This window comes from Methanohalobium sp. (assembly GCF_018609725.1).
In the GTDB taxonomy this organism is placed as follows: domain Archaea; phylum Halobacteriota; class Methanosarcinia; order Methanosarcinales; family Methanosarcinaceae; genus Methanohalobium.
The window spans coordinates 1-20,094 of record NZ_JAHENT010000087.1 but is presented as its reverse complement, the minus strand read 5'-3'; the positions used below and the strand labels follow the sequence as shown (position 1 = coordinate 20,094).

At 37.3% G+C, this 20,094-nt stretch carries 21 protein-coding genes and 1 rRNA gene; 11 read left to right on the top strand and 11 right to left on the bottom strand.

The window, feature by feature from the left end; all coding sequences use genetic code 11:
• The 5 genes from rrf to QZ276_RS05870 form a co-directional block, all read left to right on the top strand.
• Positions 1–88: ribosomal RNA gene (gene rrf, locus QZ276_RS05890) — 5S ribosomal RNA — on the top strand; the annotation flags it as partial.
• A 188-nt stretch (positions 89–276) separates the two neighbouring features.
• A complete protein-coding gene (gene tgtA, locus QZ276_RS05885; RefSeq protein WP_292486172.1) occupies positions 277–1,737 on the top strand; it encodes a tRNA guanosine(15) transglycosylase TgtA in 1,461 nt (486 codons plus the stop codon).
• Positions 1,738–1,782: 45 nt separating this feature from the next.
• The gene (locus QZ276_RS05880) at positions 1,783–2,724 is read left to right on the top strand and encodes a UbiA family prenyltransferase (RefSeq protein WP_292486170.1); all 942 of its coding nucleotides are present in this window, start codon (positions 1,783–1,785) and stop codon (positions 2,722–2,724) included.
• A gap of 22 nt (positions 2,725–2,746) precedes the next feature.
• Positions 2,747–3,904, top strand: a complete 1,158-nt coding sequence (locus QZ276_RS05875) for an NAD(P)/FAD-dependent oxidoreductase (protein ID WP_292486168.1) — start codon at positions 2,747–2,749, stop codon at positions 3,902–3,904.
• Between the two features lie 17 nt (positions 3,905–3,921).
• A complete protein-coding gene (locus QZ276_RS05870; RefSeq protein WP_292486166.1) occupies positions 3,922–5,070 on the top strand; it encodes a radical SAM/SPASM domain-containing protein in 1,149 nt (382 codons plus the stop codon).
• Positions 5,071–5,095: 25 nt separating this feature from the next.
• Here the strand turns inward: QZ276_RS05870 and QZ276_RS05865 are convergent, their stop codons facing one another.
• A complete protein-coding gene (locus tag QZ276_RS05865) occupies positions 5,096–5,962 on the bottom strand; it encodes a coiled-coil protein (protein WP_292486164.1) in 867 nt (288 codons plus the stop codon).
• Between the two features lie 57 nt (positions 5,963–6,019).
• A complete protein-coding gene (serB, locus tag QZ276_RS05860; protein ID WP_292486163.1) occupies positions 6,020–6,700 on the bottom strand; it encodes a phosphoserine phosphatase SerB in 681 nt (226 codons plus the stop codon).
• 351 nt (positions 6,701–7,051) lie between these two features.
• Between serB and QZ276_RS05855 the strand changes: the two genes are divergently transcribed.
• The 4 genes from QZ276_RS05855 to QZ276_RS05840 all read left to right on the top strand — a co-directional run bounded on the left by QZ276_RS05855 (position 7,052) and on the right by QZ276_RS05840 (position 9,402).
• A complete protein-coding gene (locus QZ276_RS05855) occupies positions 7,052–7,885 on the top strand; it encodes a F420-dependent methylenetetrahydromethanopterin dehydrogenase (RefSeq protein WP_292486161.1) in 834 nt (277 codons plus the stop codon).
• 42 nt (positions 7,886–7,927) lie between these two features.
• Entirely contained in the window at positions 7,928–8,083 is a 156-nt protein-coding gene (locus QZ276_RS05850) for a hypothetical protein (protein ID WP_292486159.1), read from the top strand.
• 139 nt (positions 8,084–8,222) lie between these two features.
• On the top strand, positions 8,223–8,984 hold the full coding sequence (locus QZ276_RS05845) for a proteasome assembly chaperone family protein (RefSeq protein WP_292486174.1): 762 nt from the start codon (positions 8,223–8,225) through the stop codon (positions 8,982–8,984).
• 28 nt (positions 8,985–9,012) lie between these two features.
• Positions 9,013–9,402, top strand: coding sequence for a DUF473 domain-containing protein (locus tag QZ276_RS05840; RefSeq protein ID WP_292486157.1), 390 nt, complete (start codon positions 9,013–9,015; stop codon positions 9,400–9,402).
• A 51-nt stretch (positions 9,403–9,453) separates the two neighbouring features.
• On the opposite strand, the gene QZ276_RS05835 is transcribed toward QZ276_RS05840, so the two are convergent.
• From QZ276_RS05835 to QZ276_RS05810, 6 genes are all read right to left on the bottom strand, one after another.
• On the bottom strand, positions 9,454–10,113 hold the full coding sequence (locus tag QZ276_RS05835) for a DUF169 domain-containing protein (RefSeq protein ID WP_292486155.1): 660 nt from the start codon (positions 10,111–10,113) through the stop codon (positions 9,454–9,456).
• Entirely contained in the window at positions 10,046–10,810 is a 765-nt protein-coding gene (locus QZ276_RS05830) for an endonuclease V (RefSeq protein ID WP_292486153.1), read from the bottom strand. The genes QZ276_RS05835 and QZ276_RS05830 overlap by 68 nt, the downstream gene beginning before the upstream one ends.
• Complete coding sequence (gene sepS, locus QZ276_RS05825; RefSeq protein ID WP_292486150.1) at positions 10,803–12,422, bottom strand: O-phosphoserine--tRNA ligase; 1,620 nt, start codon at positions 12,420–12,422, stop codon at positions 10,803–10,805. The genes QZ276_RS05830 and sepS overlap by 8 nt, the downstream gene beginning before the upstream one ends.
• A 20-nt stretch (positions 12,423–12,442) precedes the next feature.
• The gene (locus tag QZ276_RS05820; protein WP_292486148.1) at positions 12,443–13,075 is read right to left on the bottom strand and encodes a haloacid dehalogenase; all 633 of its coding nucleotides are present in this window, start codon (positions 13,073–13,075) and stop codon (positions 12,443–12,445) included.
• Between the two features lie 119 nt (positions 13,076–13,194).
• The gene (locus QZ276_RS05815; protein WP_292486146.1) at positions 13,195–13,440 is read right to left on the bottom strand and encodes a hypothetical protein; all 246 of its coding nucleotides are present in this window, start codon (positions 13,438–13,440) and stop codon (positions 13,195–13,197) included.
• A gap of 156 nt (positions 13,441–13,596) precedes the next feature.
• Entirely contained in the window at positions 13,597–13,872 is a 276-nt protein-coding gene (locus QZ276_RS05810; protein WP_292486144.1) for a UPF0147 family protein, read from the bottom strand.
• A gap of 210 nt (positions 13,873–14,082) precedes the next feature.
• On the opposite strand from QZ276_RS05810, the gene QZ276_RS05805 reads away from it, so the two are divergent.
• Positions 14,083–14,526, top strand: coding sequence for an Sjogren's syndrome/scleroderma autoantigen 1 family protein (locus tag QZ276_RS05805; RefSeq protein ID WP_292486141.1), 444 nt, complete (start codon positions 14,083–14,085; stop codon positions 14,524–14,526).
• Positions 14,527–14,533: 7 nt separating this feature from the next.
• Here the strand turns inward: QZ276_RS05805 and QZ276_RS05800 are convergent, their stop codons facing one another.
• Positions 14,534–16,813: a DEAD/DEAH box helicase gene (locus QZ276_RS05800; protein WP_292486139.1), complete on the bottom strand. Its 2,280-nt coding sequence runs from the start codon at positions 16,811–16,813 to the stop codon at positions 14,534–14,536.
• Between the two features lie 16 nt (positions 16,814–16,829).
• On the bottom strand, positions 16,830–18,578 hold the full coding sequence (gene glyS, locus QZ276_RS05795; protein ID WP_292486137.1) for a glycine--tRNA ligase: 1,749 nt from the start codon (positions 18,576–18,578) through the stop codon (positions 16,830–16,832).
• Positions 18,579–18,732: 154 nt separating this feature from the next.
• Between glyS and QZ276_RS05790 the strand changes: the two genes are divergently transcribed.
• Entirely contained in the window at positions 18,733–19,059 is a 327-nt protein-coding gene (locus QZ276_RS05790; protein ID WP_292486134.1) for a hypothetical protein, read from the top strand.
• 1 nt (position 19,060) lies between these two features.
• On the opposite strand, the gene QZ276_RS05785 is transcribed toward QZ276_RS05790, so the two are convergent.
• Positions 19,061–19,864, bottom strand: a complete 804-nt coding sequence (locus tag QZ276_RS05785) for a 2-amino-3,7-dideoxy-D-threo-hept-6-ulosonate synthase (RefSeq protein ID WP_292486132.1) — start codon at positions 19,862–19,864, stop codon at positions 19,061–19,063.
• Positions 19,865–20,094 lie beyond the last annotated feature (230 nt).

Here is a 20,094-nt window from a genome sequence, read left to right as displayed (position 1 = left end):
CCATCCCGAACACAGCAGATAAGCCCGCCCACGTTCCGTACGGTACTAAAGTGCGAGAGCCTTTGGGAACTGCGGATAGCTGCTATACTCACTTTACTTATCATTCACATACACCACACTATTTTTTTAATTACAACTAATTTTTGCAGAATATTCAGTTTTATTAATAAAATCTGATAACTGGTTACTTTTTCTATTTTTACAATTTCCATTTATAATTACGTTGGTATCCATGAATAACCTTAAGTGTAATAAACAATTCATACCAGAGTAATCATGTCATCCATATTTGAAATTACCCAAAAAGATGCAGCAGGGCGAATAGGTAAACTTGTAACCAGACATGGTACTATAGAGACCCCTACAATTATGCCCGTTATCAATCCAAATATTCCATTAATTGATATTGATGAAATGAAAGATTTCGGTGCACAAATACTGATAACCAATTCATATATTATTTATCGCTCCGAAAAACTGCATGATAAAGCCCTCAATGAAGGACTTCACGAACTACTTGGTTTTGATGGACCCATAATGACAGATTCAGGTTCTTTCCAGTTATCTGTTTACGGAGATGTAGAAATCACAAATGAAGAAATAATCGATTTCCAGAAAAAAATAGGTTCTGACATAGCAGTACCTCTTGATATTCCAACACCTCCTGATGTTTCCTATGAGAAAGCAAGTTCTGAAATCAATACAACAGTAGAACGTTTAACAAAAGCACGTGAAAAATTTACAGATGATATGTTACTTGCAGGTCCTGTACAGGGTTCAACATATTCAGATCTTAGAGAAAAATGTGCACAGGAATTATCAGAACTTGATTTTGACGTCTATCCCATAGGGGCTGTCGTGCCTTTAATGGAAGATTATCGATTTAGTAAACTTGTTGATGTAATAGTTTCATCCAAAAAAGGACTGAAACCCTCATCACCTGTGCATCTCTTTGGAGCAGGGCATCCAATGGGTTTTGCACTTGAGGTAGCACTCGGTTGCGACTTATTCGATTCAGCAGCCTATGCATTGTATGCAAAGAATAAACGGTATATAACAGTCTATGGAACTTACCATCTTGAAGACCTGCATTATTTGCCCTGCTCCTGCCCAGTGTGTGCAAATTATACTGCACAGGAACTTAAAAGTGAAGAAAACAATGTTGAACTCCTTGCAAAACACAACCTCTATGTAACATTTGAAGAAATGAATTTGATTAAACAATCAATAAAAGAAGGGGATTTGCTTGAACTGGTAGAACAGCGTTGTAGGTCGCATCCAAGACTTCTTGAAGCGTTAAAAAAGATGTACACGTATTCTGACTGGATGGAAAAATACAATCCTGTTACAAAATCGACAATTTTTTACTGTGGACCTGAGTCATCCAAAAGACCAGAAGTGTTGCATTTTTCAAAACGAATTGAACGTTTTACTGTAAACGGTTCAGCTATTATTCGTAGTAATTCCACAAAACAGGATGATGAGTTTGATAATATTTTAATGTTTAATCCTCCACTCGGAACTTTTCCTGTCGATTTGATGGAAACCTATCCTTTCAATATTGAGACAATATCCAGACCTGATTATGAATCGATTGAAGTGGCACTTTTAAATACTATAAAACTTATTGAACAGAATCCAGAAGCAAATTTCACTTTTGTTTATGAATATGATTTGTACCATCCATTGCTTGATAAAATTTCTGAAATGGCAAATCTTGTAAGAAGATATGAGTAATAATTGTAACTAAACCAAAATTATGCCTTTGTAACCGGTGATATATTGGTATCCTCAAAAAAAGCAAAAACGCTACATCCATACATTGAATTACTGAGACCAGAAATAGCGGATATGGATTTGGCATTGCCGGCAGCAAGTGCTTTACTTGCATCTTACTTGGCAATGGGAACACTGCCACCAGTTATCCCTTTTATAATAGCAGTCATAGGTGGATACGCAGCGATAACAAGTTCGTATGTGTATAATGATTGTTGCGATGTAGAAGTAGATAAAATAAACCTCCCTAACCGCCCCCTTGTTTCATCCCAGCTATCAGTTAAAAAAGCACTGATGTATTCACTTTTTTTAGTGATAGTTGCTTCTGCTGCAGCCTTATATCTAAACCCCGAATCATTTGTAGTACTCGTAATGGCAGTAGCCACAATCAGCATTTATTCAAAATTTGCTAAAAGTGAAACCTTTTTCAGTTTTGTACCTGTTGGAATTGCTTATGGACTTGTGCCTATAGGTATCTGGCTGGCTTTTGATCCGGCAGGAATTTTAATGGGTGCTGATGAGGTAATTCTCCCAATCCCGGGTGTATTTCTGGGAATTATGATGTGTGTAACTGATTGGGGTTTTACCCTCTCAGGAGTTGCAAGAGATGTTGATGGTGACCGTGAGAAAAACAAACCCACTTTTCCAGTTGTCTTTGGAGTTACAACAACCGCAAAATTTGTTACTGCATGTTGGGTTATTGGTGTATTAGCCTCGTTGATTATAGGCTGGACTGCCAGATTGGGTCCTGTATTTTTTATAGGGGCTGTTATAGGTGGTCTGTGGATAATTATGCAATCATTTGATTTTATAAAAAAATCCACTCCTGAAAGAGGAGGTGACCTATTCCTTCAGGGCTCAAGATATAGGGGCATAATGTTTGGTTCACTTATATTGGATGTCCTTTTTTCTACACTGGTAGGTGGTTATACTGCAATATTATGGTGATTGATTAGAGGAAATTGATAATATGAATGCTGATGTGCTTGTAATTGGAGCTTCACCTGCCGGATTGATGGCAGCCAGAAATGCATCATCAGGTGGTGCAGATGTAATACTTTTAGATAAAAAATCAGAGATTGGAACATCTACCCATCCTGCAAATACTTTTTTTAAATCAATGATTGACAAAACAGGTGAGGAAGTAGATCAGAGCTATGTCATAAAAAAACTGAATGGTGCACATATTATATCACCATCAGGAAATTATGTATCAGTTAAATCAACCGGTTTTTTTATTGACCGGTCTAAATTTGATACCTATTACGCTGAACAGGTTAGAAATACAGGAGTTGAAATACGTACAGATGTTGAAGCTTATAATGTAATTAAAAGTGGGGATTTTTTTGTAGTAAGTACCTCACAGGGTACATTTCGAACAAAGATTGTCATTGTAGCAGATGGTATTAAATCCTATATAGCAAGACTTCTTGGTTTGAATCCTGTAAAATATCCAGATGATATAGCATGGGCAATGGAAGCAGAAATTGAATCTGATGGTATAGGAAAACCTGATATGTTTGAATATTATCTGGGCAGTGTAGCACCTGGCTGGAAATCCACCTATTCACCCTGTGGTGGTAATAGGGCTACACTCGGCGTCTATGTAAGAAGACATGGTAGAGATGTTTCTGAATTTTTTAATAACTGGATAGAAAGCTTTAAAAAATCCAAAGGTATGAACGACTTAAAGATTCTTGATAAAAAAACAGGTGGTGACCCGATAGCCTGTATTCCTGATGAGATAGTTTCAGATGGAATTATGGTTGTTGGTGGTGCGGCGGGTCAGTCCGGTATTGGATACGGAATGCGTGCGGGTCAAATAGCAGGTGATATTGCAGCTGAAGCGTTATCCAAAAATGATGTATCAAAGAATGTACTTTCACAATACAGAAAAATATGGAATAAAGAATTCAGAACCGAGTATCACCTTGGCCGAATAGCTCTTGAAACTCTTCGTAAAATGAATGATGATGAAATCGATGATATGATGAAAAGTTTCGAGGGCAATGATTTATCTTTTATTAGTGGTAATCCCTTAAATCAGGCAATGCAGATAGGTATGTATTTACTAAGGAATAATCCAAAATCATTACTATCATATAGGGCATTGTTAAGAAATAGATAATCCAGTTGGTTTATAATATGAAATATACCCTTTATAAAAATCCGTTTTTTAAAGTTTATGCGGTTGTAGATAACGGATATGTAAAAATAAAAACAGAAGGTATAGCATCTCCAGTTTTGCGACCTTTTGTTTCAAATATGCTTGAATATTTTGATGGAGTAAAACCTGCAAAAGTGGAAAATGATCACCTAATTTTTTCCACATGGATGCCTCCGATACCAAGCAAACCTTTTTCCCGCTTAGTATCTTCCCAGATTAATGCTAGTATAGGTAGATATACACCTGAACAGGTAACAATATCAATAACAGAACAGTGTCCAAACAATTGTGTCCACTGTGCATTACCTGATACCAATAATAAAAAAAGCCTTGAACCTTACACTGTGAAGGACATAATTGACCAGTGCCTTGATATGGGTTCTACTTTTGTAATATTTGATGGGGGAGAACCTCTTGTATATGATGGGCTGGAAAATTTGGTAAGTTATGTGGATTCTACACGAGCAATATCAGGTTTGTTCACATCCGGTGTCGGCTTGAATCGGCAGAAAGCAGAGGATTTAAAAAAAGCAGGTTTGGACATGTTGACTGTAAGTCTGGATAGTACGAGAGAGTACAATCATGATATGATGAGAGGCCGGGAGGGGGTTTTTAAAGAGGCTATGTCTGCTATAAAAAATTCCCTTGATGCAGGGTTACTTGTAAACATGTATGTAGTGCTCACAAAACGCAACATCGATGAATTGTACGATTTCTATGAACTTGCATATGAAATGGGTGTTCATGAACTATCCTTTTTTGAAGTAGTACCAACAGGTCGATGGATAGACCATGAAGCAGAGACATTGTCTCACATGGATTATGAAAGGTTTGATAGATTTGTAAAGTATGCTAATTCTATAAAAGGTCCAAGAATTTTTTCAGTACCTCATATTCTGGAAATGACCGGCTGTTTTGCAGGTAAAAAATGGTTGCATTTCACCCCGGAAGGGAATGTATATCCCTGTGCATGTATGCCTCTGTCCTATGGGAATATATACAAAAATACAATTAAAGAAGTTTGGGACAGGATTCAAAAAGAAACAGTGTTTGATGCCGATTACTGTTTAATGAGAGATTCAGAATTTAGAGAAAACTATCTCGGTCTTTTAGAATCAAAAAAGTAAATTTTAAAAAGAGGTGAAAAACCTCTTATTTATTTTTCATAAAACCTGATTTTTGCAGAGTAAGTAAACTTTCTGTGGTAAGTTTCTTTTCACCACTTTTGAACTGTGAGAAAATAGTTTCTGCATCTTTATCAGTAGTTTCTTCTTCAGCTTTCTTACTACTAGCTTCAGATTTTTTCACATTGCGGATTTCTTTTTCTATATCGCGTATATCTTTCTGGACGGCAATGAACTTTTTATGTTGTTCGTCCGCAGCATCTTGATATTCCACGAATTGTTTATGGGTTTCATCCGCTTCTTCTCTGACCTGGTCAGCTTTTTTGAATGTTTCAACCATTTTATTGTGGTATTCCTGAGCCTTTTGTGCGTACTCGGCAAGTGCATTGTGGTATTGGGAAGCTTCGTCTCTGTATTTCTGAGCTTCTTCAGACAACCTCTGGATTTCGGTATTGTTTTCAAGTTGTTCCTTTTTGCTTTCGTATTGCTTTTTAAGGTCTTGAATTTTGTTTACCAGTTCTTTTTCCTTCTGGGGTGTAAGGACTTCTGTCTGTTGGGTAAACTCCAGACGTTGTATCTCTTTTTCAATTTCTTTTAGGGAAGGACCATCGATGTTGTTTTTACTCCGGATTTGTTCAATTTTTGAGTACAGTTTATTTGCTTCAGAATTTAATTCATCACGTTTGTCCTTGTTTTCCTGTACCAGTTTGTTATTTTCATCTCGGAGTTTTTTGTATTCCTGTGCCTCATTTATCAGGTCTTTTGTTTTTTTGTTTAACTCATTTCGTTTTGAAGCGAGTTCACTTGCCTGGGTATTGAGCTCATTACGTTTTTCTTTGTATTGTTCAGCCAGTTTTTTTAATTCATTTTTTCTTTCATTCAGTTCTTTAAGCATGTTTCGTTGATCCTCCCGAACCAGCAAAAGCTGGAGTTTTTTATATTATCTATAGCCTCATTCCATATTCAGCGCCTCGATAACAGGTATGATCGCTCTCAAATCTTTACGTGTAATGACCACATTTGCATACTGTTGCAGTATGGGTTTGGAGTTAAATGCTATGGAGTATCCTGCTTTTTTAAAGACACATATATCATTTGCTCCATCCCCAACTGCTATGCAATTTTCTGGATGTACACTATTCATCTGGGCTATCTGTTCAAAAACATATTTCTTGGAATCCTGCTCTGTTAGGGGTCCTCTTACTTCGCCTGTTATATATCCATTATCTATAACAAGTTCATTGGAAACTACATGGTCTATATCAAGTAAATTTCCAATATAATCAGTAGCCAATGTGAATCCACTTGATATCATTGCGGTTTTATAACCTAATGATTTGACGTAATAGACCAATTCTTTGGCACCTGGCATGATGGGGAGACTACGTATTACTTCCTGTGCAGTTTCAATTTCTGTACCTTCAAGAAGTTGCGCCCTTTTAACAAGTGATTCTTTGTAATCTATATCTCCTTCCATCGCCTGCTCTGTGATTTCAGATACTTCTTCTCCAGCACCAGCTGCTTCTGCAAGTTTATCTATACATTCAGCATCTATAAGGGTACTGTCCATATCGAAAACAATCAATTTTTTACGTCCCTTATCGTTATTAAAATTATTATCAGTGGAGTTCACTTGATCAAACCCAGAGAAAATTCTAATGAGGAAATAGCTCTTATTACTAGGATTGAAACTTACATAGATTACAATGCATTTAATTTTTTCGGATAATTTTGTTTCAACAATTAATATAACTCTTTGATAATTAATTATATTTATTGAAATATATATATGAAACCAATAATCTGGAAAAAATCCGTATCTTTTAAATATCATGTAATGGTTGCTTATAATAAATTATTTTTGCTTGCAGGGGCATGCAAAGAAATTTGATAAAATATATATTAATACAAAAACAGTTATAAGAATAAATCCAGCAAACTCTGGTATATTGTGTTTAATATATACCTCAAAGGAGGATGTTATATGGTAAAAGTAGGATTCATCAAATTAGGTAATTTAGGAATGAGCCAGGTAGTAGACCTTCTTGAAGATGAAATAGCAGCAAGAGAAGGAATTACTACCCGTGTGTATGGTACAGGTCCCAAGATGTCAAAGGAAGATGCTGCTGACACTGAAGCATTTAAAGAAGAATTTGACCCTGATTTTGTAATCATCATCAGTCCGAATGCTAGTACACCAGGACCAACAGAAGCACGTCAACTATGGAAGGATAAACCCTGTCTGATAATTTCTGACGGGCCAACCAAAAAGGATGACAGACAGGCCATCGAAGATGAAGGTTTTGGTTATATAATCTTACCTGTAGACCCGTTAATCGGTGCAAAGACCGAGTTCCTTGACCCTGAAGAAATGGCATCCTTTAATTCAGATGTAATGAAAGTACTATCCACATGTGGAGCAGTACGCCTTGTGCAGGAAGAACTGGATAAGTTGACATCACAGGTGGATGAAGGTAAATCTGGTGATGAAATAGAGATGCCACATATTTATGCCAAACCACAGACATGTATAGAAAGGTCTGGATTCAGCAACCCCTATGCAAAAGCAAAGGCACTTGCTGCTCTGCATATGGCTGAAAAAGTATCCCAGATCAATCTCCCTGCATGCTTCATGTTAAAGGATCTTGAAGAGGTTGCCTTTACTGCAGCAACAGGGCATGAAATGATAAGATCCGCAGCAGAACTTGCTGTAGAGGCAAGAGAAATCGAGAAAACAAACGATACTGTTCTTAGGAAACCTCACTCCAAGAAAGGCAAAGTTCTTAGCAAGACAAAACTGTACGAAAAACCACAATAAACGAAAAGTTAATATCTACTTTTCTCTTTTATTTTTTAATATATGGACATTTTAATCGCTTTTACAGTAGGTATTACAATATTTCTTGTAGTTGTTGTTTTTACGGCAGCCTTTTTGAAAATGGAGTCTGACCTTAAACAAAATACTACATCATCGCAGGAATATAGAACAGATGATGAAACCGACAAATCCAGATAAATGATTTACTATTTTTAAACTATCAAAACTGGATATTTTCTACAAGTGGTTTCTTATATGATAGTAAATATATAGGAAACTACAGTATAATGATTAATCTGGGAGTTGAGTGTGGCTCAGATTTACAGACATAATCAGGATGGTGATTATTTTGTCGAATGTATATGAAGATGACAGTGTGCGTATTGTTACAGAACCAATCGAAACTGAAAATCCAATACTTATAGAAGGATTTCCTGGAATCGGTCTTGTGGGGAACATTGCGAGTCAGCAGATAATAGATAAAATGAATATGACCTATAAAGGTTCTATTGAATCAAAATATTTCCCACCGATAGTGGTGTTGTATCAGGGATTGGTTACAATGCCAGTTAGGGTTTATGAAAGTAAGGAATACAATTTGTTGCTTGTGGTATCTGATATACCAATTAACCCGTCAGTATCCTATGATATCAGCAAAGCACTTGTTGGCTGGTCAAAGTCCATCAATGTAAAAGAGGTTGTTTCTATAGCAGGTATTACGACCATGGAAGAATCCGAAGGAACACATGTATTTGGTGCAGCGACAAACAGAGAAATGCTTGACAAAATCAGGGACCATATAGAAGTATTCAACATGGGTACTATCTCAGGTATATCAGGAAATGTAATGTCAGAATGTCTGATGCGGGACTTGCCGGCTGTGAGTTTGCTTGGTTCTACACAGACCCAGAATCCGGATCCGAGAGCTTCGGCAGCGGTTCTGGAAGTATTGAATTCCTTATATGGTCTCTCCATCAATACAGAAGAACTCTTTGAACAGGCAGAAAAAATCGAGGCAGAAATGCAGAGGCTTGCTGAAGATGTCAAGTCCTCAGAACAACAGCCGGGTTACAGAAAAGAATTCCCGATGTATGGGTAAGCGGCTTTAATTTTAGAGGTGAAAAACTATGGAATATGTCGCATTAACTGGTATTGCTGAAAATGTGATGAGAGAACTAAAAAATGATACTCTGAGAACAGTGGAGATTCGAAGTCCTCATAACTTTTTTACTGCACTCAAACTCGATGTGGGTGACTTTGTTTTTCTTACCCATACAAGTATACAGGACTTAACATCCGGTACTACAGGAGTTGTTGCACGTATAATGAAACATCAAATATCTACTCATCGAACTTTTAGTAGTACTGAAACGTTTTATGAAGAACGTGAAACAACAATGGCAAGAATTCAACTGGATCCAAGAGCATCAGCAAGGGTACGTAAAGTACATTCCAATGATATCGGAGAAATCACAAGAGTAGAGGCTGAACTGAAATCATGTTATGAGGCAAGATAAACTAAAAGGATTGCTAACCAACTGCAATCTTTTTTGTGTTTGGTTTTTATTTTAATTCCGTGTATTTGGGGTTTTTTCCAGCCCTTTTTCAATTCTTTCAATCATTTCAAAACCGATTCCCAGCGGAATTTCCGTATTTCTATAATTACTGTGTTTTCTGGAACCTTTACACCCAAATGATACACCAATACTATCAGAAATAGGGACTGCTGTACAGTCTCCACATACTGATGCCGCACCGAGAGTATTTATATTGACCTGTTTTCCTTCTTGGTAAGAAAATGCCTGTATAATTCGCATTGCAGACTCGGGTTTTAAAAAAAGAATTAAAACATCAAACTGTTTTTTGTTTCTGGACAGAGGTTCGATTCGAATATAATTGTATGTTTTTTTTATTCTGGGTAATGATACAGATGCATTGTAGGCTGCATCTCTGTCTTTATATCTGCCAGATTTTAGATAATACTCAAACGGTGGTTTATCATTTATACCCAGAACAAAATTGCCGACAGGACACCTGTCCTTTTCAACATTGAATGTTTCCCCATGCCGAGTTCTTTGTACCATTTCACAAAAAAGAAGTTGTTTATTTTCTGATACTTGATTATCAGTTTTAGAATCTATAAATGTAACACATATCGGTTCACCATCGTCCATCAGTTTCATTATGTTTGGAATTTTTATATCCTGTCCATTTGTTGATGTTTTCATTGTTAGACCTGTATTGAAGTTGTTTTTTCACATCGTTTACATGGTTGTGGGCAAGTCGTGTTGGTTCAGGCAGTTTATGGTTTTTGATACAATTTTTCACAATCTCCAGTGAACTCTCAAGTGATACACGATGACCCGGAGCTATTATAATGGGATTTGTCCCTTTTTTGGATTTGTAGAGATAACCTATTGTTTCACCTTTATAAACAAGGGGTTTAGAAACACCCACTGATTCTGGAGTACCGGATTGAGTATTTCCGCAAAGAATTTTTTTGGTAACACCTATAGTAGGTATGTCAAGGACAGCACCCACATGCGACGCAATCCCCACCTTTCGAGGATGATTGATACCACACCCATCAAACATGAGCAAGTCGGGAATATTATCCAGTTTAAAAAGTGCAGATGCAATGGCATCACCTTCTCTGAATGAAAGGAAGGTCGGAATATAGGGAAATGTTACCTTCTGGATAATATGCGTCTTTTCTATTACATCCATTGTATTGTAGTTAATTACAACAATACCACAGATAATCAAATCATCCACAAATGCACAATCCGATCCTCCAATGGTATCAAGAGGTTTAAACTCATCTTCATATGATATACTTGAGGCGATTTTTGATTGAATCTGTATGAGATTGTCTCTGTCATAGGTATCAGGGTTGAACAATTTTTCAGAATAATTTTTATTCAATCTTAGCCCTCACAGTGGTGAAGACGGGTCCTCGGACTTCTATATTTTTATTTTTACCGGTTATATACTTTTGAGCAAGTGGGTCGAGTTTGATATTGATTTCAGAAGGAACTTTTACAATCCTGACTCTGGTTTCAGTTTCTGTTTCACCGCTTGCAACTGCTTCTTCGATGTCAAAAGCTGCCTTTGAGGCAAAAGCATCTATATATCTGATACCTGTACGTGCAGAATCGTTTTCAAACGCTTTCTGCCATTTTTTATTGTTTGGTATGCCAAGTATATCATTATTGTATGCCACGACTTCATTAAATGCAGCAGGTCCGCATAATTTAGTATCTTCTTCCGGTTCGACGACCCATACCTTAACATATCTGCCTTCAATTGTTCCTTCCCATACAAAACATTCGCAGGGGCTTGGTTCAGAACCATGTAATTCACATTGTTCTACAATATTTTTACAGATTTTTCTCCCTTCATCAGTCAGAGGGGTTTTGTCCACAAATATCTTTTTTGCAAGGTCTCTGTCTTTCATGACCCAATTGCTGTATTTTGTAAGCTGTGGATATGTCATGGCACGAACATCTTCAGCAAGGTTTAATATCATGGCAAGTCTTTCCACACCCATACCAAGATTCATAACAGGGTACGGTATATCATACTGGGCAAGAGCCACAGGAGAATAGATACCAAATGTTGCAATTTCTATCCATCCATCGGAATAACTGGTATTTGAGCCGACAAGTTTTGGATGATAGGCAAATACTTCTATTTGTGTACCTGGAACATAGTATTTGCTGCGTTTTTCATCAGGTTTAAATTTAAATTTTTCAAATCCAAATTGTGATAATAATCCTTCAGCAACGGCTTTTCCATAATCAACGCTTACATCTTCAGCCATAATTACACAGGAAGCAGAATAATATGTCATAAGCCGTGCTGCATCTTCCTGCTGTTCTCTTCTGAAACACCTGTCAATTGAAAAAAAGTGGAACGGTGGATATTCCCTTTCCAGTAGTGAACTGAGGCTGATAAACCATCCGCTTGTCATGTGGCTTCTTAATGTTTTCCTTGTGGATTGAGGTACAAGTTCTTTAAATTCCGGGAATACTTTATCTATCATTTCAACTACATGAGTATCCGAAACTCCCAGTTGTTCTGATATCTCGATTACAAGGTCGTCGCCTTCTATATCTCCCCTCTTATATGAATGAAGAATTTTTCTGATAGTTTCTATTCCCTCGCCCCCTATGTCACCAAGGATATCTTTTATTGAATTGATTCTTTCATCTGGGATACCTACATTTGGACGTGCCAGACCCGCCAGATAGAAACAGCGGTCAAGTACAGTAAGCGCCTCGTGTCCAAATTGTCGATGTATCTCCTGCTCATCCACAATAAGAGGGTTCATCATTTCATCAAAACCCATACGAAGATATGCTTCCCTAAGTTTATCGATGGTATCATAAACAGGATGAGGTTTGCCATATTTTAGTGAGATGTGGGGGTATTGTTCGTTAAGTGTGGGTTGTTTAACTACATCATTTCCACTGTTCCATGCAGCATCAAAGTCCTCTTTAGCCAGTTGTTTGAAACTTTCTGGGTCAAATTTCATACTATGTCCTCAATCATGAATTATAACTTCGACTCGAATTTTTTCATTGTCTCTTCAAGTTTTTGCTGGCGCAGTGCATTAGTCAGGTCTCCGCGTGTGCGCTCAACAATAGAACGCAGTCTGTCAGTTTTTTGTCTGAGATTGTGTGTTATAGCATCTGGATAATCAAACATCATCAAATTTGAAAACGTGGATTCCATGATGTCCAAATACGTTTCACCTTTTTCAGGTTTGTCCTGCCTTATCAGATCAAGAATGTGCCTTCTCAATTCACCACCGACGTCAGTCATTCCGTTCAGATATGCAGCATACCCTACGTTTAAATCATCTGGAGATGGTATTTTGTTTATGTTCCCTTCATTGTAAAGCAGATGATATACAACAACACATTCTACATATTCCTGCTGTGCGTGTCCTACAAACCCGCCATAATATATATCAGGATATATTCCAAGTTCTGTATTTATTTGTTCAAGTGATTCATGTGCATCATTTAACATCTTGTTTGCTTTGTCAAATTTTTTGTTGTGGATGTTGTACATAACACTCCTACAGATGCGCACCACGTCCCTTGAAAGAGTAAGACCTTTTTCCCGTGCCTTATCCTTTGAATCAAAGTCTTCCAGTATTTTGGCTGTAATATCGTTAATCATTATTAACCTTTAAAATTTACAAGATTTTAATTGTATTGGTGGTTTAATTAGTAGTTATTGTAGGCTGGAACGTTATTATAATTGATAAAATCAAATCCATTTAATATCAATTTTCATTCTCAATTACATTCGTGAGATAATCTCACCGGGTGTAACGCCACACCCTCTATTCCCTTCACAGCTCCGGGAATTGCTTTCTTCATGATGTTGTAAGCTCCATTCACATCGGCGTTGATGATTGTACCGTTTGATGATTGGAATAAACCTCTTTTTATTCTTTGACCCAGGTAGTAGGGTTTCTTTTTGACTTCTTCATCATCTAAAAAAGAACATTTGGATGTATAGGATTCCTCCTGAAACTTCACGTTGATACCCACATCTTCGCATTTATATTCGATTTGATTTTATATCCTGAAAAAAGAAGATGTTAATCCTAAATGAATTCAATATGCAGTTGTGTCTATAAAATAGTAATTAGTATAAGTATGGTAAAAGCAGATATTCCTCTGCTTTTTATCTACTTATCTATCGGTAGGTATTGTTTCAAGCTGGCTCACAACATTCCATATCAATGTTCTCGTATGCAATGGTATATTCGGGTCATTGCTTACGTCTTCCAGTATGGAAATGCTGGATGAAGCCCTCAGGAATAGCTGTTCGTCACCATTTTGCAGTTTGTCTACAACTTCACTTGCAGACCGCCTTATGTTTCGTGGTACAGAATTATCATTGGCTATTTGTTCCAGAATCTGAACACACTGATTTATAACTTCGTCAACATTAACATCATCCGACATATCTATCACCTTGGATTAACTCTCTTAACCTAAAATATAAAATAAGCTATAGTTAAGTATTTCTACATCGTTGTTGTTATATAAATACTTTCATTAAATAAATATCCCCTCCTTAAGTAACTATTAAACTGGGTATGAAATAGGTATTGTTGAATTAACTATTTAGAAGATGTATATATAATTTACATATAACAGAAAAGAGATGATTATATGAGTACTGAAGACCAAGAACTGGACAAAATATCAAAAATGTTGGAATGTGGAGCGACAATGTTATCCCAGCACTGTCAAAGCTGTGGTTCTCCCCTTTTTAGATATCAGGGAGAGATAATTTGTCCAGTATGTCAGGACAGGGATGAACCAATTAATGAAACTTCTCAACCACAGGAATATCCAACGGATGTGGAATATCAAAATCAAACTTCAAATTCTTATGAAGAACCAGAACAGGTTTCAGTTGAAAAAGAAAAACCGGAAACTGCAACAATACCCACGGGTTCTGATGTACAATTAACAAGAGACCTTGTGTTGAAAAAAGTAAATAGTGTTGCACAGATGATGCAGGAGGAAAATGACACTAGAAGAGTGTTTGAATATTTTGATATAATCGATCGTGGGATGGAACTGGTCGAAAAAATCGACAGGAATAGATAATCAGTATTCAGGATTTATATTTACTTCCTACAATTTCTCTGATTTTTGAAGCGGTCTTAGGTCCTATAAGTTCTGCTTCCTGCAGTTCTTCATAGTTTGCTTTCATTATATTTTCAACAGACTCAAAATGTTTTAGCAGATTGCGGGCTGCCCTTGGACCAATATCAGAAATAGCAGATACTACATATTCCTGCTGTTCTGAAAGCAGTGGTGCGGATTTTTTTCCGTGCATACTGACGTCTCGATTCTCATCTTTTTGCTCACGTTTTGCCAGCAGCCTGATAACAGATGCAGTGTCCTTCTCATCCCGGGTATAATATATTGATACACCAAAATCAAGTTCCAGTGATATAAGTGTGCCATAGACAGCATTAGGATTAATCTGTCTGGCGGAAAACATATCATCACCTTCCAGTATCAAACAGGGTTTTTTATACATTCGGGAAAGGTTGGATATCTGTTCAAACAGTGTTTTATCTATCAATGAATTTACAAAATCTACTGAGCTTTTACGCTCAATTGCTATACGGTCGCTAACAATATAATCAGCGATTTCAAGGGTTTTGATTGTAAAACCAACATCCAGTTTTTCAAGAGAACGTACAACAGTGCTCTTTGTCTCTCGCTGGTCAACAAGGACGTTTAGGCAGTCAGATGGTTGTTCAGTATTAACATTGGTTTCAGACTCAAAATCAAAAAGTTTCTTCTGGTTGTTATCACTTTTTCCAGTATCAGATGTGTTTTCATTATTCTGGGACATAATATCTTGTAGATATTTCATATTGTCTTGCATCTTGCGTTCTTTTGAAACACTACTCCAGTAATATGCTTCATCCCTTGTCTCCTTGGTGACCAGTACAACAACTCTTCCTTCTTGTTTTCTGGCAGTTCTACCTTTTCTTTGTATACTTCTGATTTCGGAAGGTACAGGTTCATAGAAAAGTACAAGGTCGGTTGAAGGTATATCAAGCCCTTCTTCAGCTACAGATGTAGAGACTATAACATTGTATTCCCCATTTTTGAATTTATCAATAATCTCTACTTGCTGTTTCTGTGTCAAACCCTTGTCATTGTATTTTGAGCTCTGTCCAACGAATCGTATGGGATATACACCATCAATTTCAGATAACAGATTTGCAAGCATCTCAGCAGTGTCCCTGTAATTGGTAAATACAATAACTCTGGAGTCGGGATTTTCTTCCAGCTGTTTAGATACAATATCTCTGGTCATTTCCAGTTTTGGATGTTCTGAACTGCACTCCTTTAATCTATGAGAAATCTGCTGCATATAAGGGTCTTCAGCCAGCCGTTTGGAAGCCTTACTTCCAGTCTTTAGCCCTGCTTCTCTGTCAAGTCTGTCGTAGTATTTGGTAAGGGCATCCACACCCTGTGTTTCAAGAACTTCAAGAGCATGGTTTACTTTAAGGATTTCAGCCAGTAGCGACAGAGCATTATAAACATTTGGGTCAGGGTTATTGCGCAGCTGTGCATGTAGTCTGCTTTGAAGTGACAGTAAATCCTTCTTTGTGGCCTTCTTTTTTTTTGGAACTGTGTATCCAGTGTTGGATAATTTTGCGAATCTGTCATCAAGGATTTTTTCCAGTAATTGTTTGAGTTTTTTTATTTCATCTGGAAGTTTGACATATTTCCAGTCGATTTGTTTTTTCTGAATATAGGGTGATACATCACTGTCGGTTTCGGTTTTTACAGCAACGGATTGGATTTGGAGGCATTCACAAACTTCATTTATTTTTTCATCGTCACTACCGGGACTTGCAGTAATACCCAGACATAGAGGATATTTGGCATTTTCATAATACTTTTCTGCAATATAGGTATAGGAATAGTTCCCTACAGCACGATGTGCTTCGTCAAAAGTTATATGTGATACATCTTTCAGGTCTATTCTTTTCGCAAGAAGGTCGTTTTCAATAACCTGTGGAGTTGATACTATAACACTGGATTTTTCCCACAATTCTGCACGTTTTTCGGGTGATGTGTTTCCAGTAAAAGCCTGTATATTGTTTTCTGGTATTACCAGAGTACTTTTGAGGAAATGAGCATGCTGTTCTACAAGAGGTTTGGTGGGTGAAAGTACCAATGCCCTGCCGCCGAATTTTTCCAGCCTTGATGCGATGACAAGAAGTGCTACAGTAGTTTTACCAAGTCCTGTTGGCAGTACTACTAAACTGGAAGTGTTTAATGAAGTACCAGCAAGATTTAACTGGTAAAGCCGCTGCTCAACAGTGTTTTCTTTTATCAGTGGATGTTTGATGTAATCTGCCATATTTAAAATATAGATTTTATGTTTCTATTAAAGTCCCTGCATCTTCAAATTTCATTTCACCATCTATGAGATTGTATACCGTATCTTCTATGTAATCCTTGGATAAACGAATCTGTTTCATAGTGTCCCTGTCACGGATAGTTACTGTATTGTCTTCCAGTGTCTGGTAATCAATAGTAACTGAATATGGAGTTCCGATTTCATCATTACGCCGGTACCTCCTTCCTATAGTACCTGAGTCATCGTATGAAACCATCAATCCCTTTTTGCGGAATCTTGCTGATATATCCTTTGCGGGTTTTATTAAATCATTTTTTGACATGAGGGGCAATACTGCTACCTGTATGGGTGAAACTTCTTTTTTAAACTTCAATACTATCCGGTAGTCTTCTTCACCATCATCATTTACTAGTTCTTTATTATGTGCATGTTCAAGTACACAATAAATAATCCTGTCAATACCATAGGATGGTTCGATAACATGGGGGAAGATAGTTTCTCCACTAACTTTGACAGTTTCTTCAGTAAATTCAACCATATTAGAAGGAACTGTATATTCTTCCCCATCTACATTAACCTGTATATTATCTTTTTCAAGTTCTTCAGGTGGAAGTTGTTTAAGTTTTTCTGCAATAGCTTTTGCTTTGCCTTTAAAAGAAGGACCAAGTTTGCTCATGTCAGGTTTGACTGTAAACTGGTTTACCATCTCGGGTTCTTCATATTCTCTATATATGGATAATTCAGTACCACTGGTGTCGGTATGGGATTTAAGGTCGTAATTGGTTCTGTCAGCAATCCCAACTGTTTCTATCCATCCGAATCTATCTGATTCAATTTCTGCATCCCAGCAATCAGCGGCATAATGTGCCATTTCGTCTTTTTTGTGTTGTCTGAACCTTAACTTGTCTGGATTTATACCGATACGAAGCAGAAAGTCTTTGGTAAGGGCTATATGGTATGCAAGATACTCATGTGCTATATATCCTTCTTTAACAGCATCATCCAGATAAATAGGTCTGACAACTCCGCCATTGCCATCTTCTATATACATATTCAGGACAGTGTCAGCATATTTGTCAAATTCAGGATGGGTTTTATCTTCAGGAGATATGAATATCTCTGCTTCAGCCTGTGTAAATTCTCTGAGCCTTATGACACCCTGTCTGGGTGAGATTTCATTGCGGTAGGATTTGCCAATCTGGGTGACACCAAATGGTAATTTTTCTCGGTAGTATCTGGCAAGTCTGAGAAAGTTTATAAACATCCCCTGCGCGGTTTCGGGACGCAAATATGCAGGTCGCTCGTTACCGGGACCGATATTACTGTTAAACATCAGATTGAATGAGTAGACACTTCCAAGTTTCCCACCACATACAGGGCATGGGATTTCATTATCTTTTATTGAATCTTCCAGTATATTATTGCTCATGGCTTCGGCTGATTCTATGTCAAGTTCGTCTTCAACCAGATGGTCAGCCCGGAATGCTTCACCGCACTCTTCACATTCACATAAAGGATCAGAAAAACCGCCAACATGACCTGAAGCCCTGAATACATCCTCTATACCTATGGTAGGAGTTTCGATTTCCATGAACCCTTCCTGAACTACATACATATCTCGCCATATCTGCTCAATCCGGCGTTTCAGGGTGCTGCCCAGTGGTCCGTAATCATAAAATCCTGCAGTTCCTCCATATATTTCAAATGAGTTCCACAAAAATCCACGCCTTTTTGCCAGTTCTAAAACCTGTTCGTATTTGTCCATGATAGTCCTCGTAAAATTGTTGATGTTTTTTATCACAAATTGATTGTTTCATGTACCTGAAGCAAATAAATTATATATTCTGAATATGGTAATTAAATAAGGTAATTTAAATTTAACTTAACCAGTGATGATTAACTCGTTTTGCAGAGGTTACATGTCAAGAGAATTAAACAGTACTGATATTGATATCTTGTATAAACTTATACCCGAATTTGATAAAGGGATTACACCCAAATACAGGTCCATCCTGCCACCGGTATCAAAGTTTTATGCTAAATCAGAAGAGGATTTTAAAGCAAGAGTTAATAAATTAACGGATGAAGACTTAAAATATATTGTTGATTTGATTTTTAAAGGTGATGAGTGTCTGCGATGTATCCACAGCACTCATGTTGAAATGTTGTTCCAGATAGTTTCGGACAGGCTTTCTCCTGAACAAGCCAAAGACTTGAGACAAATGTATGAAATCGTCCAGAAATGAATCAAACGTTTTCTCTGGACTGGAATACTTCATCAACAGTCATACCTTCGTGTACAATTTTTGCAACGTCATTGACCATTGCTGTTGGGTCATTTGCCTGGAATACATTTCTTCCCAATGCTACTCCCTTTCCACCTGCTTGGATGGAATCATATACCATCTGAAGAATCTGTCTTTCGTCCTCCATATGGGGTCCACCGGCAATTATAACCGGTACTGGACATCCCTTGACAACTTCTGAAAATGAATCAATATCTCCAGTGTAGTTTGTTTTTACTATGTCAGCACCCAGTTCGGCACCTGCTCTTGCAACATGTTTAACATATTCGGCATCATGTTCTGATGAAATTTTTTCACCTCTTGGATACATCATGGCAAGCAGAGGTATACCCCATTCATCACACTTTTTACCGATATATCCAAGGTCCTGAAGCATTTCCGCTTCATCATCAGCACCAATATTGATATGCACAGAAACAGCATCAGCGCCGACTTTGATAGCTTCCTCTATGGTAGTTACCAGCACCTTGTGGTCAGGATCAGGTCCAAGAGAAGTCGATGCTGACAGATGAATGATAAGCCCTATATCACGCCCGTAACCTCGATGGCCGTGTTTGGGGAGTCCCATATGACCCAGAACAGCATTTGCACCGCCTTCTGCAACACTGTTTACTGTTGTGGGCATATCAATCAAACCTTTTATAGGTCCAGCACCGACACCATGGTCCATCGGTATTATTATTGCGTTGCCAGTGTCTCGATTGAATATCCTTTCCATTCTTACTGATTTGCCAATTTCGCTCATGTAAAATGCAAAGGTTTAATGTTACATATTTTTTGTGTAAGGTTTTAATATATAAACAGTATCATAACGGCGTTAAAATTTTCAACACCTTTATGATATTTAACGCAAGAAAAATATTGTCATCATTTGTTATAAATATTTATAGTCCTATAGTAAAGGATAGACAGTAGATGTAGAGAATGAGGGAAAAACTCTACACCTGTTTAAAGTAGTGGACGAGCGTGTTTAAT

Bases quoted from the DNA above. Each gene is read 5' to 3' on its own strand.
- tgtA (WP_292486172.1), top strand. From the start codon at position 277: ATGTCATCCATATTTGAAATTACCCAAAAAGATGCAGCAGGGCGAATA.
- QZ276_RS05875 (WP_292486168.1), top strand. From the start codon at position 2,747: ATGAATGCTGATGTGCTTGTAATTGGAGCTTCACCTGCCGGATTGATG.
- QZ276_RS05870 (WP_292486166.1), top strand. From the start codon at position 3,922: ATGAAATATACCCTTTATAAAAATCCGTTTTTTAAAGTTTATGCGGTT.
- QZ276_RS05865 (WP_292486164.1), bottom strand. From the start codon at position 5,962: ATGCTTAAAGAACTGAATGAAAGAAAAAATGAATTAAAAAAACTGGCT.
- QZ276_RS05855 (WP_292486161.1), top strand. From the start codon at position 7,052: ATGGTAAAAGTAGGATTCATCAAATTAGGTAATTTAGGAATGAGCCAG.
- QZ276_RS05850 (WP_292486159.1), top strand. From the start codon at position 7,928: ATGGACATTTTAATCGCTTTTACAGTAGGTATTACAATATTTCTTGTA.
- QZ276_RS05845 (WP_292486174.1), top strand. From the start codon at position 8,223: ATGGTGATTATTTTGTCGAATGTATATGAAGATGACAGTGTGCGTATT.
- QZ276_RS05840 (WP_292486157.1), top strand. From the start codon at position 9,013: ATGGAATATGTCGCATTAACTGGTATTGCTGAAAATGTGATGAGAGAA.
- QZ276_RS05835 (WP_292486155.1), bottom strand. From the start codon at position 10,113: ATGAAAACATCAACAAATGGACAGGATATAAAAATTCCAAACATAATG.
- sepS (WP_292486150.1), bottom strand. From the start codon at position 12,422: ATGAAATTTGACCCAGAAAGTTTCAAACAACTGGCTAAAGAGGACTTT.
- QZ276_RS05820 (WP_292486148.1), bottom strand. From the start codon at position 13,075: ATGATTAACGATATTACAGCCAAAATACTGGAAGACTTTGATTCAAAG.
- QZ276_RS05810 (WP_292486144.1), bottom strand. From the start codon at position 13,872: ATGTCGGATGATGTTAATGTTGACGAAGTTATAAATCAGTGTGTTCAG.
- QZ276_RS05805 (WP_292486141.1), top strand. From the start codon at position 14,083: ATGAGTACTGAAGACCAAGAACTGGACAAAATATCAAAAATGTTGGAA.
- QZ276_RS05800 (WP_292486139.1), bottom strand. From the start codon at position 16,813: ATGGCAGATTACATCAAACATCCACTGATAAAAGAAAACACTGTTGAG.
- glyS (WP_292486137.1), bottom strand. From the start codon at position 18,578: ATGGACAAATACGAACAGGTTTTAGAACTGGCAAAAAGGCGTGGATTT.
- QZ276_RS05790 (WP_292486134.1), top strand. From the start codon at position 18,733: ATGTCAAGAGAATTAAACAGTACTGATATTGATATCTTGTATAAACTT.
- QZ276_RS05785 (WP_292486132.1), bottom strand. From the start codon at position 19,864: ATGAGCGAAATTGGCAAATCAGTAAGAATGGAAAGGATATTCAATCGA.